The sequence below is a fragment of the Clostridium niameyense genome, assembly GCF_001243045.1.
In the GTDB taxonomy this organism is placed as follows: Bacteria; Bacillota; Clostridia; order Clostridiales; family Clostridiaceae; genus Clostridium_F; species Clostridium_F niameyense.
In genome coordinates this window covers 1,106,671-1,123,374 of the sequence record NZ_LN849007.1, presented here as the reverse complement: position 1 = coordinate 1,123,374, position 16,704 = coordinate 1,106,671, and the positions used below count along the sequence as shown (strand labels likewise).

Here is a 16,704-nt window from a genome sequence, read left to right as displayed (position 1 = left end):
ATAGCACAATTTTTTGTATTTGAAAATGATTTTCATTATCATAAATAAGATTTTTTATATTATACTTAATTTAATATAATAGTAATCATAATTTAGAGTATTAATAATAATCATTGATATTAACAGAAATAAAAAAAAGATGACTCCTAAATAATTTAAAAATCATCTTTTTAACACTACTTAATTATTTTTTATTTAGCTTCTATTACAAGAGCATAAGAATTATCTTTATCAAATTTATTCCCTTTAAAGTCTCCATAAACATTAATTTCATAAAATCCTGCTTCATGCAGTAAATCTATTGCCTTATCACATATTAATGGTGTAAGATATATTGAATTTTCAATCTTTTCATTTTTAACTGATAACACTGTTTTAAATATTACTTTATTTTTTAGTTTATCATAATTATAATACCTTTCAAATTTTAAAGGAACATCATTATTAATTATAGTAGGAAGAGATTTAATGCCTTTGGATATAATCCTATCATAATTAATTATTTGAAAGATAAATTTCCCCTCTCCCTTTAATAATTCTTTAATAGTTATAAACAATTCTTTTATTTCCGTAAAACTATCAATATGAACTAAAGAGTTTCCTATGCAATAGATTGCATCAAAACTATGTTTTTTAAACTTTTCTCCTAGTTCTTTCATATCACCTTGTAAAAACTTTATTTTTAAATTATCTTTATTTACTTTGTTATTTAAGCTTTCAATCATTCTCTCATCTAAATCAATAGCGTATAATATATAGCCTTCATTACTTAATTCAGTTGCATACATTCCTGTACCACAGGCAATATCAAGAACATCCTTAGGTGAATTACCAATGCTAGCTTTTAAAAAACTTACTGTATCTTCAGAAATTGGGAAAATATCATCATAATACTTTGCAATTTGGTCATAAAAACCCATATTATATCATCCTTTTTTTATTTATTTCATTTGATTTTATAATATATTCAAATCCATAACTTTTTTAAATAATAATAGTTTCCCACTTTTCCATAAACTTTATGCCAGCATTTTTTAATAATTCACTTTTTTATTTTTCACAGTAAATTTCAATAGCTTTTGACATAAATTCTGCTGTTCCTTCACCATTTTTATTAATATTTTTCTTAAAACGTTCGTCATTAATATACATACATCCCAAACCTTTCAAAATCTCATTTGTACAATTAAAAAATCTTACATTAATATACTCCTGCCACTTTTCAACAAGGGTTTGCACTTCCAAGCTATCTGCTGGTTTATCTCTATTAGATGCAAAAGCTTTTAAAATATTTTTACATTCCCCATCTATTTGTTTCCACTTATCCTTACTATAATTATTGCATTTTTTCTCGCATTCTATATAAGCATCAGAACTTCCCCAACGCTGTTTAACTTCTTTTGCATATTTCTTTTTCGTATTTTCAATTTCTGTCATATCAAATTCTTTAAAACTCATATTATTCTCTCCTTTTAATGTACTATCTACAAGAGTTATTAAATTATCAATTCGCTTTCTCTTTTTAATAAGTAGCTCTTTTTGATTTTTAAGCACTTTTATTCTATCAAAGTCTGGATTTGTAATAATATCTTTAATTTCATTAAGAGAAAATTCCAATTCTTTGAAAAATAATATTTGTTGGAGTTTAGATAATTCATCCTCATTATACAAGCGATAACCTGATTCAGTAATGTTACTTGGTTTAAGTAATCCTATTTCATCATAATAATGGAGTGTTCTTACAGTAACTCCAGTTAATTTTGCAACTTCATTAATCTTCATTTCCAAAAATCCTCTGTTTCCTTTAGAATACTCTCAGTAGGGGTAATAGTAGCTTCAAATATTGTCTTACCAGTCTTTTTAAGATAATACTTAATTAGAGCGTAACCGCAAGCATATCCTGCACAGTAAGGCATACCAACTGGTTCAACACCTCGCATTTTCATGATTTCATCACCATACAAAAATGCTGAAAGCTTATTAAAATCACTATTGTTTAAGTTATCCTTAATTACAGGTTTAATAACATTTTTAAGAAGTTCCTCTGTTATATTTGTAACCCACATTCCTATTTTATCCTCTCCAAGCATAGATGCAGCAAAGTTTTCTGCTAAACCTTCACTAACAACCATATCCCCAAGTGTAATTCCATTGTTCCACTTAATAAACTGCCACCTTACATTATGATTAGCTTCATGAGCAAGTACTACAGGTAACATTTTAAGAGATTTTTCATTTGGAATAATTGTTCCAATGATATATCCAGGAATTCCTCCATCTCCGCAATAATCACCATTAATTTTTGACATTGGATTTAATGGATCATTCAATAAAACAGTAAAAATATACTCTTTTCTAGGAAGTAAAATTCCCTTCTTTTCAAAAGCTTTAAGTGTTTTTTTAATGCTATCATGACACTCCTTCCAAAAACTCTCATCACTAATTTTTTTAACATAATCAATTAGTCTACTATCAATTTCACTTGGTTTAAATCCACCACTTAAACTGCTTGCCGTAACAACATCATAATCATCTGCTTTATCTGCTTTTATTGGAATGCCAACACATGACCACTTAAATTCAAATGGTTTCATTAGTTCATATCTATATATGTCATCACGCTCAGTAGCCTTTGTAGAAATCATCTTTTTATAGATTTTATCTGATCTAATTTCTGTAATTTTCATTTTCTTACCTCTTTTCTTTTAGTATATTTATACAATACACTATCACGTTACGTTAGAGTCAACAGAAGATTTAAAAAATATATGATTTATTTACAGCAAAAATAATAAAATTAATATCGTATATAACACTATAAAACGGACAGGTTCATACCTGTCCGTTTAAACTATTACATATTTACTTTATGACATTTATTTTTAACAATTTAATATAAAATACCTAAACATGCTTTAACTTTATTTTACCTAAACATTCTACTATATCTTCAATATTAGATTTGTAGCTATTACTGAAGATAAAGCTTCATTTTCAGGGGAAATATTTTATGATTTCCTATATATATTGTTTATACTATTTCCTAAGGAATTACTATCGTCTTTAATACTATCCACTATTATAGAACCTATTTGTCTTCCTAATCTTAACCCCTGTTTAGCATCTATAGGATAATGAATTCCTCCGTATATCTTAGACATAGCTGCTTCTTCAGCTGTATTATTTAATTGCCCTATTTCATCTGGAAAAAAATATGACAATACTGTTGAAAACACTCCTGCTATTACTGCATGACCTACAGGATAACTTGGATCGTAGCTGGATTTTAAATATGTTTTTAAATTTGGTTCTAATTGAATAGGTCTTGGGATTTTAAACTTATACTTAAAGTAATATGTTAAAGCCATAGCATCATTAAATGCATCTCCCATTATAGATAGTATCCTAGCTGAATCCATAGTTGGTACTTTATAATTCTTTAATAATGTACTTACAGTATTAAGGCACAGAAGAATTAAATTTTCTGAACTCCAATATGATGCTATTTCTTTTTGTTTATCTGTTAGATTTTCCAATATAGTTTTAATTTGATTTAGCTCATTTGTCGCAAAACTCATAGTATCCTTTGGTGTTTCTATTTCAAAAGCTATCTTATTGCCTTTTAAATCACAAAATTCATCTTTATCATTTTTTATAAAAAACTTTAAAGGCCAACTTCCTGCATCTTCTCCTTCTCCAATTGGCCCAAAAACTTCACCTGGGTAAGGAATTTCATCCCATCTAAACCTACTCATACTTCCTCCTCCTACTAAATAACAATTATTTTAGTTAATTATACTCATATTATAAAGTATTTCTTTTTTATAGGTTTTTATGTGATGGAAAATAAAGATTTTGTACTTTTCTTATTATAGATGCATATAAGTCTATAGCCTACTGTCATTTTAATATTAAATAATAAAAAAGATAAACTACTTCTTCATAGCTTACCTTTTTTCATTCAAAATGCTCTGTTATTATGACCTATTTATGTAATTATTAATCTTTCAAAATATATAAATGTTCATCATAAACTATCTACATAATCCTTTACTTCTTTTAATCCCATTCCAGTAGTATATTTTAACTTTTTTATTGTCTTAATCTTTTTATTTGTCTCAACAAGTTTTATTAACCCATCCTTCAACTCATCATTTATTTTCTCTATAAATGGTTCAGACACTCCAAGGTGCTCAATAATTCTATTTAATTTTTATTCTATTCGCTCTTGATTGTGTTGTAACTTATTAATATTTACATTTAAAATAATAAATAAAATACTTATAAAACCTATCAATACAGATTCCATAGTTTCCCACTCCATCACTATATAATTAGTTTATCTCATAAGCCTTATGAATATATTCTTTAGCTTTTTCAAAATCCTGTGGGTTCTTTATCGTAATTTCTAAATCACCAGTACCCCAATGTCCAATTTTACTTACATCTCTTGTAAAGCCATTTTCAATTGTAATCTCTTCAGGATTTAGTCTTAAATATAACATTATACTTTTCATTTTAACTTCTATACATACAATATTCTTTATTTTTTTAAATGCACTATATAATTTGAGTTTATTTTCAGTCACATCATCACCAAGGGCTAAAATATAATCTCTAATGGAATAGTACAATTCTCTTAATTTTTTACTTGTACTTTCTAATTGTTCATTAAAAGTGTTATCTGTACTTTCTTTCACTCTCTTTTCCAAACTCGAATTATTAATGGGGGTGACTACATTTGAATGATATAAATTATTTTACTATCAATATTTATTATATTTTAATTTATTTTGGTTTTATTGTTAAATTTAGTAATTAAAATCAATATTTATAATATATAAATCAACTATATATCTGTATTCTACAGATATTTATCATACATAAAATAACTTTAGATATATTCTAAAAATCTTTTAACTATTTTAATTAAAGAACTTAACTTATTTTTTAGTAAAATTATTAAATTATAACTTAATTTTATTTCTTAATTATATAGACTTTTTTATCCATTTCTATATTTCAATTATTACTCTGGAAAATTTAATCACTTAACAATTTATTAAGCTTGATTATGGAATCTTTATCCTCAAAATCATCTGATATTTTAAATATTAAATTTGAAGCATCCATTCCACCAAATATTTTTTTAAATTTCTCTTTATCATTAAGCATAATACGTTTTATTTGAATAAATGACTTGGCTAAAGTAGAATCATATTCTTCAGAAGGAATTCCCTTACCACCACCTAATAGAACATAAGCTTCCTGAGCAGCAACAATGCTTGCATATTGTTCAGCATAAATAATTTCATTATCCTTACTAACATCCATTGAAGCAAATTGTTGTAAATTGTTTATAACAATAATCTTTAGCTGCCTTTTATAACCACTTATCTTATTATGTTGATAAATATTATAACTACATTGAAATATAAATATTATAAACATTAAAACATACATACATTTTGATTTTTTTTTCAATCTATAATCCCCCAATTTTTTCTTGAAAAACTTTTTTATATATAAATATTACATAACATTTAATCAAATTACTCTCTTACGTATTTCCTATAGTATAATCTTTATTTAGTTTTCGCACATAACTACCAAATCCATGGCTTATATTTTCTACAATATCTTCTATTCTTTTTTATACCGCCAACCAGATAGTGAATTATCCTTTGAGCATTTTTACCTTTTGTAATCTCACCAACTACTCTTCTTGAAATCCAATTAAAAATTTGCACAATATACCTTTTTATAATTCTATTCATCCAATATTAATTCCCAATACCCGGGTTCTAATTTGCTACAAGAATACAGTTTTCCTGTAACTGCATCCACTACAAATAATATTGCATTTCCACCTTTACCACCTATATAATAACAATCATGTCCATACATACTTTGATCATCAACATTAAAATTTTCTTTTTTTAAAGGACTCATTCCTCCTATTTCCATTCCATCATAATTATGCTTCTTCAATATTTCATAAGCCCCTTCTTTAGTTATTTTACTATTTTTCTTATTATTTGCTTCTTCCTTTTCCTTCTCTTTGTTTTGCTCAATCGTAGCTTTTAATTTCTTTACACTATAATTATTTTTATCAACTTTTTCTATTTCATCTAAATATTTATTAGCTTTATCATACTCTTGACTATCAGTAGACTTTTTAGCTAAATTAATCATATTATTTATATATTTATCTTTACATTCTTTTATCTTTTCTTTTGAATAATCATATATAGTTGATGCATTTTTACTTATTTCACTAAATTTTTCCATAGCCTCTAAATACTTCTTTTCATTCATTAGTTTTAAGCCCTGATTATACAATCCTTGGCCTTTTTTATGTGTATTTACTAATAAAAGTTTATTTTTAATTTTATTATCATCTTTATAACACAAAGCCTTATTATATAGCTCTATTGACATATCATAATTTTTTTTATCAAATTCTCTATCGGCATTACTAACCAAATCACTTATATTTTTAGCTTGTACATATTTATAGGTACCAAAGCCAGATCCTAATACAAATAATATTATAATTAAAGTTATTATCAATGGTTTTGCCTTTGATTTTTTAACCTTATTTTGTGATACCTCTTTATATAAAGAAGTATTTTCTCCTTTTACTTCAATCTCTTTATTCTCTTTTACTTTTGCTCCACACTTTTTACAGTACACACTATTGTCTGCTATTTCTGCCTTACAATTAGGACATAACATATAAAATAACCTACCTTTTAACTTAATATATTTAGCTATAATTATATTAAACTACTATGTAATTTCCTATATTAAACAAATATAATCTATCTTTTAAAATATTTTGATATACTCATAACAGCCATAAATAAAACGCTAGTTCCTAAAGCTCTACAAAACATTGCAAATCCTTTTACAGCTTTTCCAACATCTTGGTAATATACCTCTGCTATAGAATCTCCTGAAACAGATGTAATAGTTGTCATGCTTTCTCCTACAGCAGCTAATTCTTCCCCAGCAGCAAAAAATAATCCCGCTCCTATAATAGCTATAAATAATCCAAATATAAAAAATCCAAGCTCTCCACCATTAACTTTAGTATCTTTCTTATTACTATTAGTATCTTTTACTACTTTAGTTTCACCATCTTTTTTAATAGGACTTCCACAAACATTGCAAAATAAACTATCATCATCAATCTTATTTGAACATTTTGGACATATCACTTAATTCACCTTCACTTCTATTTTAATAATAACAAGACTGCTTTAAATAAATAATTGGTCAATGTGATATTAACACATCTTTAAGTTATTATTTATTTTCATATACCTTACATATCTAATTTACTATATTCAAATTTTTCTTTCACCTAATAACACCTGAGATAAACAACTATAACCCATAAGTATTTACTTTTCAGAATAAAACCTTCCTATTAATTAATTGGAATATACAGGATTACCTAGAAAAAGCAGAATAGTATATGATTCATCTTTAATAAGCTCCTTAGGTTTAATTATTACTTTTTTCCATACTATTAATCCTACAAAAATAATTCCTACAATTAATAATACAATTTGTTTTTTTATAATAAATTCCTTATAAAATATTGATATTATAACATATTATACTATATTATGTTATATTTTTCTATATATTTAGTATCTAAAAAGACTTATTATCAGAGAGTTAAAGCATTAACGCCCCTATTTTTACCTGGTATTTGTCTGATTACACCATACTGATTATCAATATAACTACCCATTTTTTCTTCGGTAACTTCTTTATTCTTCTTTCACAGCTTAATTTTAAGCAATTCATTTTTTAAATAAAAAAGCTATTACTTAAAACAAACTTTTAAGTAATAGCTTTTATTAAATTATAATATACAGATATGACTCTTCTAAATCCCAAAACCAGTTCATTCCATAAAGCTTATTTTTTTCTTAAAATATCTAATGTATGTGCACTTGCTCCCAATAAGTCTGGTCTTTCACATGTTGTAAAATGATAATCCATAAAAAGCTTAAATGTATTTTCATCCATAGCATTTAAAATAGGACGCATATAATTAGCTGGTCCATCTGCTGCAATTAATTTTATTCTTTCTAATGTTGCTGCCTCATTTAACTTATTAATATCTTCAATTCTCACATAATCATATAAATCTTTTGGTTCAGATATAACATGGAAATCATCAGTAAGTTTTCCGTTATCAATACATTCCCGAATATTATTTTCCTTAAATCCATATGTAAGCACACTATATTCATTCATACAGTATGCTACTAATATATATCCTCCAAGTTTCGTCACTCTTTTTGCTTCTTGAAGGGCTTGTACTTTATCCTGAAAATTGTATAAATGATACATTGGTCCAAACACCAATGTCATATCAAAGGTATTTTCTTCAAACCTTGATAAATCTAATGCTGTTCCTTGATATGCTTTTACTGAACTTTTTTTTGACTTTAAAACACCTAAATTATGCTTAACAAGTTCAATGGCAGTAACATCGTATCCTTCATTTGCTAATTGTACAGAATACCTTCCTGTTCCTGCACCAACATCTAAGATTTTTGCATTTTTATTATCTTCTAAATAGTGATGAATATACTTCATAGAAGTAATATATTCGACCTTTGCATATTGTCTAGTTAATCTTTTATCCTCACAAAACTTATTGTAATATTTCTCTAATTCCATTGTCATTTCTTCATATTCCTCATCTATTATTATATTAATTTTTTCCTAGTATCATTTTCTCTAGGCTATTATTCATTTACATTCTAACAAATATTATACTACATAATCCTATTAAAATTTTAATTTTTTCTTAATCATACAAACTTTTTTCTCTTTTACTATATTTATTATATATAACTTTTACTCTTTTTCTTATAAATATTATAAAAAAAACTATAACTAAAATCAGTATAATAAATATACCAATAATCATGGCAGAATAGCTATTAGGATTCTTTAATAGGTCTTTAATATTCCTGCTATCCTCTACAACTTTTCTATTATGTAAAATCTTGTAATAATCAGGAACATCTGATACCCCATCTCCGTCAGTATCTTTAAAAGACTTCATATATCTTGCTATGGCATCCCACGCTTTCATTTCCTTTCCATTTTCCATTATAATAGCATCCTCAAAATTTTTAATTGGTGTACCATCTTCAAATTTAGGAATAATAGATAATAGTCCATAGGATGTTTTTGTTACCTCACTTAACATCTGACCGCTATATAAGTCAGCTACAACTCTATAGAGTTTTTCATCATCAATCTCTTCTCTGCTACTACCTACCTTTTTAAGATAGCAGTCTGTTACCTTATTAAGAATAATTCTATGAGGATTATAAGAAAAATTTAATCCACTCATATATAACCTTGCAGTAGTCATAAAGTCTGAAACAGAAGCATCAATTTCTAATATTGTTTTTAATTCTTTGCCTGTTAAATAAGCATTTATTAACGGATATCCTGCTAATTTATCTGCACCAATACCAAGTGAAAAGGAATTAAACACCTTTTCTATAGTTATATCACCTGTGGTATAAGTATCTCTTACAGTTCCACTAGGAACAATAGCTACATCTACCGGTTTTCCATTATAGTAATTAGAGTTTTCTACAGCATATATATATGAATCAGATATTATATTGCCAAGATTATGATCTTCATGACTCTCACATAAGTCCTTAACAGTAGTAAATTTAATATTATTTCTTGCTATTACTTTTTGTGCCGTGTATCCAAAATTTTTAAGATATTTTTCATCTACAGTTTTCATTAAGCTATCTATCTTTCTTTGGGTTTCTTTATCCTGTAAAATATCAGATGTAACAGGTATCAATTTATAATTTTCAATTTTCCATCTTCTATTTCCCATCTGCTCCATAGAAAGCATTCCAAGGTATTTACCGTTTTCTGCAGCTGAAACAATATAAGTATTTCCATGACAAATTGGCTCTTTTAACTGAGAATGGGTATGTCCACTTATTATCAAATCTATATCATCTACATTCTTTGCTAAAATTTCATCCTCAGATTTATTTTTATCCTCCCATGTGCCACTATGGGATACACAGATAATCATGTCCACATCTTCTTTTGCCTTGATTTTAGCCACTGTCTCCTTTGAGGACTTTACAGGATCTTTAAATTTCAAAGCACAGGTTGGGGCACATGCTAAAGCATCCTTTCCAAAAACTCCAAAAACAGCAACTTTCACATTACCTTTTTTTAACACAACATAATCCTTTACTCCATAATGTTTAAAAGCATCTTTTATCTTTCGCGCACCATCTGTTAAACCGCTTTTCTCCATTGAATCCCAATCAACATTGCATAAAACCATAGCTGGTAACTTGTCCCCAGAATTTACTGCTGAATTAAGCATAGATACAAGTCCATCTGAGCGATAATCATATTCATGATTTCCTAGTGTTGTAACATCACATCCTATATTTCCAAGCATCCTTAGTTCCGCTGCCTCTTTATCATAAACCGTCTGAATTAAAGTACCCATGGAGAAATCTCCCCCATCTAATACAATTGTATTAGAATCTTTACTCTTTTTTTCATTAATTAATGTTTTTATTCTAGCAAATCCCCCAATTTCAGTTTTCTTCCCATCAATCAACGTGGAAAAGGTGTTTAGATGTGAATGTGTATCATGTGTAAATAGGATATCCATCTTCTTAGATTTTGTTTGTGCACTAACCTTAACTCCTCCAAGTAGTGAAACAACTATTAGAATATCCAAAATAGCGCATATCTTCTTACATGATTTTTTCATACATAAAATCCCCCTCTCTTGTCCTCACTCAAAATAAAATGTATATACTTTCACCATAAACTTTCTAGTTCTATTTTACTTTAAAGTAGATAATAAGTATATAAAATCTAAGATTTTATAATTTATATAATCTATTAAGTATAAAACATAATTTTTGATGATAGTCTTGTGAAAAATAATATAAATTTTTTTATTTATCTGAAAAGTGATTTAATACGGTTACCTCTAAGAAACTCCTGAAACTTTATAATATGTATATATAGATTATATTGAAAATTAAAATATTACACTCCTTAAATCATCAAAAAATAAGATGCCAATAGCAAACTAATTTATATCTGCTATTGACATCTAAACCCCTTCTTAACTACCTAATCTAAAAAAGTAATTCTCCTGGTTTATAACCATTAGGTAATTCTTCTTCACTTAAAAATTTGAAATTTTCATCACGTAATATCGGTAAAAACGCCTCATAAGGCATTCTGGAAAACTCACAACCATAACCACTTGCTCCAAACCACTTACCCTCTTTACTACTTAAATTCAAATCTCTAGAAAATTTAGTATGATTTGAGCAATCATGAACTGCTAAATCCCAGTTTTCTTCATCGGCTATTTTCATAAATTTTAAAGTTAATTCCCTACTCCAAGTTGGAGAAATATAGCCATGTCTAGAAATATACATATTTTCCTCATAATAATTGTCTATGTTATTTTGATTTAAATGCAATTCTGCACAATTTATAAAATCAAGTTTTGTATCTAAAATAGCTTGTTTCTTCTTAGAAAATGCCTGGAAAAATTCATGAGTCATTGGAGTTTCAATACCTACATTTTTAATGTACTTTTTAGCTATTTTAATATTTTCAATAACTTTATCTGAACAATTAGATGCGCCTAAGTTAAAACGTATCTCATCAAGACCAGCTTCTCCCAATGCTTTTAATGTTTCTTCTGTAGCTAAAATTCCGTTTGTATATAGATGCTGATGAATCTTAGCATCTCTAAATTTCTTTATAATAGAATAATATTTTTCAATTTCCATAAATGGTTCTAAATAAACATAGGAAATACCTGTAGGTTTCTTATAAATAGAAAGAAGTAAATCTATATCCTTCTCATAAAATTTTGTGCCTCCAATTTCCCACATACCTTCTCCAATAGGTGCAATATCATCTAATTCTCCATAGTTATAACAGAACTTACACTGTATGTTACATTTGTTAGTTTTTCTAATTGGACTTAAACCTGTTCCTAAAAGACATGAACGACATCCATTTGAGAATTTGTTTTCATCTCCCACATAAAAAGTTCTATTTTCTAATGTTTTTAATCCTTTAATTTCTGACATCAAACCCTTATTTCTATAATCTATTGCCTCTTCAATTTGTGCAAAAGTAGCGTACATAATTTCCTGTTGCTTTATCATAAGTTCCTCATCTTCTGGTAACATAGCAAAAAACTCAAACCATTGCAACGCATCTTTTTTTGAAATTTTCATAATGTATCCTCCTCTAATTAAATGCAAATCTTCTTGCTGTAATTTTTAACATATTGTTCTTATAAAAACAAACTCGTTCTACCTATTAAAAAGTATATCAAATAAAACAGTTTATTCTTTTATATATTCCCATACAAAATCCCTCCATTGCAGATAACTATATAGAGGGATTTAAAAATTGCTTATTAAGTTTTCTTATGTCTATCATATCATAAAGGTTTATAAATTTATATAAATCTTATTTTTCTCTATAAGCAACTAAATTCTATTTGTATAAGTTATATTTTAACTTTTTCCATTATATCATAATTTAAAAATATATTTTATTATATTTACATTTTCCATTCGTTTTTTATAAAAATATCTTGGTCTTAATAATTTTATTCATATCTGTTATAAAATTAGCTTATATCCCAGTTGATTTGGAATATTTAAAATTGCTCATATTGCACTAGCACTATACTTTTCTTTATTTACTATAATTATTTTTATGACATTATAAACCATACTTACTTTTAAATGTGATTTTTCTTATGCAAGCGTATTAATTCATTCTTTTTATCAATACGATTATCTTTATCCTTCAAAGAGCAAAATTTGCTATAATCATTTAGGTTTTTCATATGCTCTTGCAATATCCAATATTGATTTGATATTCTGTTTTAAAGCTACTATTTGCATTTTAAAATCCTATGTATATTTTTTGTTTTTTCACCATGATATCCTTACTTTCTTCTTTTTTATTTATTATATCACCACCAAATCCTTTCTGTATATTTTATTGTAGCCTATTCAACAATATGTTAGAAATGATACGTATTATACAAATATAAAATAATTAAATATTAACCATTCTACCCATAATAAATTAAATAATTATAGCCCCTATAACTACATTTTTTAACATTCTGACATATTTTTATAAAAAATATGTCTACTTTTTAAAATTTTATGGTATATTATGATTATATTTGTTATATTTTTCTTTAAAGTCCTTAGTGATTAATTACGGATTGAATTTGTTAATTACTTTCTATCTCCTTTTTCAAAGGTAATATATTTAGGGAAAATCTATTATATTTCAATAGGGTGATAGGAATTAATGTTCATATAACTTAAGAAAAATTTAGGAGGGAAATTTATGAAAAAAAAGGCTTTAAAATTTATTTGCTATCTAATGTTTGTAGTTCTATTCTCTATAAGTTTACCATTAAATGCTTTAGCACTAGACAGTGATAGTAATAATACTGTAACAAATGGTCATATTATGCTTGAAAAAAATTATTCATTAGGTGAATTAGAAAGTTTATCAAATGAAGAACTTATAAACACTCTTTGTAGCATAAAATGGAATAATATTACTGATTTTATGCAATACAACGAAGGAGCTAGAAAATTTTATTCTAATCCTGATAGGATACAAGCTATTATAAATGCAATAGCCAGTAAGGGTTCTCAATATACTGAACAAGATGATAAGGGTATTATAACCTTAATGGAGGTTTTAAGAGGTGGATTTTACCTAGGATTTTATAATAAACAATTGGCTGAATTAAATAGTATTCAATATAAACAAAAATGTATTCCAGCAATTAATTCTATAATAAATAATCCTTATTTTAAATTAGGTACTCGTTGTCAAAATGACATCATAAAAGGTGTTGGTTTATTGATAAGCAATACTACATGTGATGATAAGATAGTAAACAAATTAACTTCAGTATTAATACAATACAATAATAATATAGATGAAAATGTTAAAGATTTCTCTAAAGGACAAGCTATTTATAATGTTATAGAGGGTGTTAGTTATTCTATAGAATCATATTTATCTAAATCTAAAACAAAAATAAATAATACTGTATGGTTTGAAAAGATAGATAGTTTTATAAATGAAGTTTCAAAACTCGCATTAATAAATAATATTACAAAAGAAAATGAATGGCTTATAGATAATGGTATATATTACGTTGGAAGGTTAGCTAATGCTCATAGCGATAAAAAAATCCCTCAAAAAACCATAGAAAAATCACTAGAATTATATCCATACTTAAGTGATCACTATTTAAAAGCAATGGAAACTATAGCTTATAAATTTAATAGTACAAAACTAGATGGAACTAAAATAGATATCCGTCAAATAAAAGAAGAAGCAAAAAAACACTATACTCCAAAAAAATATGAATTTGATAACGGAAGCATAATTATTAACGCAGGTAATAAAGTTTCTCAAGAAAAAATCAAAAGACTTTATTGGGCTTCTAAAGAAGTAAAAGCTCAATTTCATAGAGTAATTGGAAGTGATAATCCTTTAGAAAAAGGACATGCAGATGATATACTTAATATAGTTATTTATAATAATCCAAAAGAATATAAAGTTAACTCTATCCTATATGGATATAGTACAGATAATGGGGGTATATATATTGAAAAAAAAGGAACATTTTTTACTTTTGAAAGAAAAGAAAAGGACAGTATTTTTAGTTTAGAAGAATTATTTAGACATGAGTTTACTCACTACCTTCAAGGAAGATACTTAGTTCCTGGTATGTGGGGGGTTAGTGATTTTTATAAAGGAAATAATTGTAGACTTACTTGGTTTGAAGAAGGTTCAGCTGAATTTTTCGCAGGATCAACAAGAAAAAATAATATATTGCCAAGAAAATCTGAAGTAAAAGGAATTTCATGGGCTCCTGAAAGAAGATTTAGTTTAACAAAGCTTTTACATTCACAATATGGCTCCTTTGATTTCTATAATTATGGATTTTCCTTTAGTGATTATATTTATAATAATAATAAAAATATATTAAACAATTTAATTAATTATATAAAGAAAAATGATGTTAAAGGATATGAAGATTATATAGAAAAATTAAGTAATAAAAATAATCTTAATAAAAAATATCAAGATCATATGCAAAAGTTGTTTGAAAGTTGTGAAAATCTAACAACTCCATTAGTATCTAATGATTATTTAAAAGAACATCCTAAAAAAAGTTCAAAAGAAGTTTATGCTGATATAGAAAAAGTTTGTAAATTAAAAAATATTAAGGTGGAAGAAGAAAAAGGACAATTTTTTAATACATTTACTTTAAGGGGAACTTACGAAAAAACAAAAAGTAAGGACGATATACAAGATTGGACAGAAATGAATACCATATGTAATAATTTCTTAAATAATTTAGATAATCTTAACTGGTCTGGATACAAAACTTTAACTTGTTACTTTGTAAATCCTAAAGTAAATAAGCTAGACAATTTAGAGTATGATATAGTATTTCATGGAATATTAAAAGATGATGTACATATAACTAATGCAAAAAAAGAAGATGCTGTAAATAAAGTAGAAAATATTGATAAAGATAATTCTAAAGTTGTAGAAAATCAAAAAAAGCAAATTAAAACAGGTACCACTTTTGAATCTGCTATAGGACCTGTAAAATCACAACAAGTTATTAGTGGAAATTTAAAAGATACTGATAAACAAATTTATTATTTTAATGTAAAACAACCAGGAACTATAGATATATCTTTAGAAAATATAAATAATAAAGAATTAGCGTGGAATTTATACACTGAAGATAATACAAATAAAAGTATAGCTTATCCAATAAAAAATGGAAGATTTTTAAATAAAAAATTTGAAGCTAAAAAACCAGGAAAATATTATATAGTAGTATATAAATTTTCAACTTCTAATGCTAATTACAATTTAAAAATAAGTGGAAATATTAATCAAAATACTCTAACTGAATGTGAAAATAATAACTATATTCAACATGCTAACAAATTAAATTTAGGAGATAGTATTTTAGGACAATTAAACAAACTTGATGTTACTGATATATATACATTTGATGTAAAAGATACTAAAGAAATTAATATAGAATTAGTTAATTCTGGTGGTGGTGAAGCAAACTGGTTATTATTTAATTCCAACGATTTAAATAAATTTAAAACTTATGCCATTAAACAAGGAAATACTATGAAAAATAAATTTGTTGCTGAGCCTGGAAAATACTATATAACTGTATATAACATCAGTGAAAATGATATATCATACAAATTAAATGTAAAAGTTCATTAAACTGTCTAAAGCTACGGTTTTAAAGAATTGATTATTTAGAGTAGTTTATAAAATAAGACTATTAACTATATGCCAATATCCTTTTCGGGTATTGGCATATTTTATTGCTTGGTAATGATTAAGACCTAATCTTTTTAAGTTTCTATATCTAGTTTTAACCTTTTCCATCGTTTCCAGATACACATTCTTAATCTTTGTTTAATCCATATTTCAAAACTTTTAATTATTCCTTTGCAGTTTGCTATTATATAGTAGTTTATCCATCCTATATTCAAAAGATTAAGTTTGTTTATTCTTTGCTCCATT

Annotated in this window: 14 protein-coding genes; 1 reads left to right on the top strand and 13 read right to left on the bottom strand. The window is 26.2% G+C overall.

Annotation, left to right across the window (positions count from 1 at the left end):
• Window positions 1-191: 191 nt before the first annotated feature.
• From BN1711_RS06360 to BN1711_RS06305, 12 genes are all read right to left on the bottom strand, one after another.
• The gene (locus BN1711_RS06360) at window positions 192-920 is read right to left on the bottom strand and encodes a class I SAM-dependent DNA methyltransferase (protein ID WP_050607332.1); all 729 of its coding nucleotides are present in this window, start codon (window positions 918-920) and stop codon (window positions 192-194) included.
• Between the two features lie 130 nt (window positions 921-1,050).
• Complete coding sequence (locus BN1711_RS06355) at window positions 1,051-1,782, bottom strand: MerR family transcriptional regulator (protein ID WP_050607331.1); 732 nt, start codon at window positions 1,780-1,782, stop codon at window positions 1,051-1,053.
• Window positions 1,779-2,687 carry a DUF2268 domain-containing putative Zn-dependent protease gene (locus BN1711_RS06350; protein ID WP_050607330.1) on the bottom strand — a complete coding sequence of 303 codons (909 nt, stop codon included), beginning with the start codon at window positions 2,685-2,687 and terminating at the stop codon, window positions 1,779-1,781. Before BN1711_RS06350 ends, BN1711_RS06355 begins: the two co-directional genes overlap by 4 nt.
• A 321-nt stretch (window positions 2,688-3,008) precedes the next feature.
• The gene (locus BN1711_RS06345; protein WP_050607329.1) at window positions 3,009-3,755 is read right to left on the bottom strand and encodes a vanadium-dependent haloperoxidase; all 747 of its coding nucleotides are present in this window, start codon (window positions 3,753-3,755) and stop codon (window positions 3,009-3,011) included.
• Between the two features lie 272 nt (window positions 3,756-4,027).
• Window positions 4,028-4,183, bottom strand: a complete 156-nt coding sequence (locus tag BN1711_RS12720) for a ribosomal protein L7/L12 (protein ID WP_243128205.1) — start codon at window positions 4,181-4,183, stop codon at window positions 4,028-4,030.
• Between the two features lie 151 nt (window positions 4,184-4,334).
• A complete protein-coding gene (locus BN1711_RS06335) occupies window positions 4,335-4,712 on the bottom strand; it encodes a DUF5655 domain-containing protein (RefSeq protein ID WP_129582134.1) in 378 nt (125 codons plus the stop codon).
• Between the two features lie 331 nt (window positions 4,713-5,043).
• The gene (locus BN1711_RS06330; protein WP_050607327.1) at window positions 5,044-5,484 is read right to left on the bottom strand and encodes a hypothetical protein; all 441 of its coding nucleotides are present in this window, start codon (window positions 5,482-5,484) and stop codon (window positions 5,044-5,046) included.
• A 285-nt stretch (window positions 5,485-5,769) separates the two neighbouring features.
• Window positions 5,770-6,738, bottom strand: a complete 969-nt coding sequence (locus tag BN1711_RS06325; protein ID WP_050607326.1) for a zinc ribbon domain-containing protein — start codon at window positions 6,736-6,738, stop codon at window positions 5,770-5,772.
• Between the two features lie 86 nt (window positions 6,739-6,824).
• A complete protein-coding gene (locus BN1711_RS06320) occupies window positions 6,825-7,223 on the bottom strand; it encodes a zinc ribbon domain-containing protein (protein ID WP_050607325.1) in 399 nt (132 codons plus the stop codon).
• 712 nt (window positions 7,224-7,935) lie between these two features.
• Entirely contained in the window at window positions 7,936-8,712 is a 777-nt protein-coding gene (locus BN1711_RS06315) for a class I SAM-dependent methyltransferase (RefSeq protein ID WP_050607324.1), read from the bottom strand.
• 124 nt (window positions 8,713-8,836) lie between these two features.
• Complete coding sequence (locus tag BN1711_RS06310) at window positions 8,837-10,810, bottom strand: bifunctional metallophosphatase/5'-nucleotidase (protein WP_050607323.1); 1,974 nt, start codon at window positions 10,808-10,810, stop codon at window positions 8,837-8,839.
• Between the two features lie 376 nt (window positions 10,811-11,186).
• The gene (locus BN1711_RS06305) at window positions 11,187-12,311 is read right to left on the bottom strand and encodes a radical SAM protein (protein ID WP_050607322.1); all 1,125 of its coding nucleotides are present in this window, start codon (window positions 12,309-12,311) and stop codon (window positions 11,187-11,189) included.
• A gap of 1,141 nt (window positions 12,312-13,452) precedes the next feature.
• Between BN1711_RS06305 and BN1711_RS06300 the strand changes: the two genes are divergently transcribed.
• Window positions 13,453-16,398 (top strand): collagenase, encoded by a 2,946-nt coding sequence (locus tag BN1711_RS06300; protein ID WP_050607321.1) that lies wholly within the window; start codon window positions 13,453-13,455, stop codon window positions 16,396-16,398.
• A gap of 134 nt (window positions 16,399-16,532) precedes the next feature.
• Here the strand turns inward: BN1711_RS06300 and BN1711_RS12250 are convergent, their stop codons facing one another.
• Window positions 16,533-16,703, bottom strand: a complete 171-nt coding sequence (locus tag BN1711_RS12250) for a group II intron maturase-specific domain-containing protein (protein WP_082174070.1) — start codon at window positions 16,701-16,703, stop codon at window positions 16,533-16,535.
• Between the last annotated feature and the right edge of the window lies 1 nt (window position 16,704).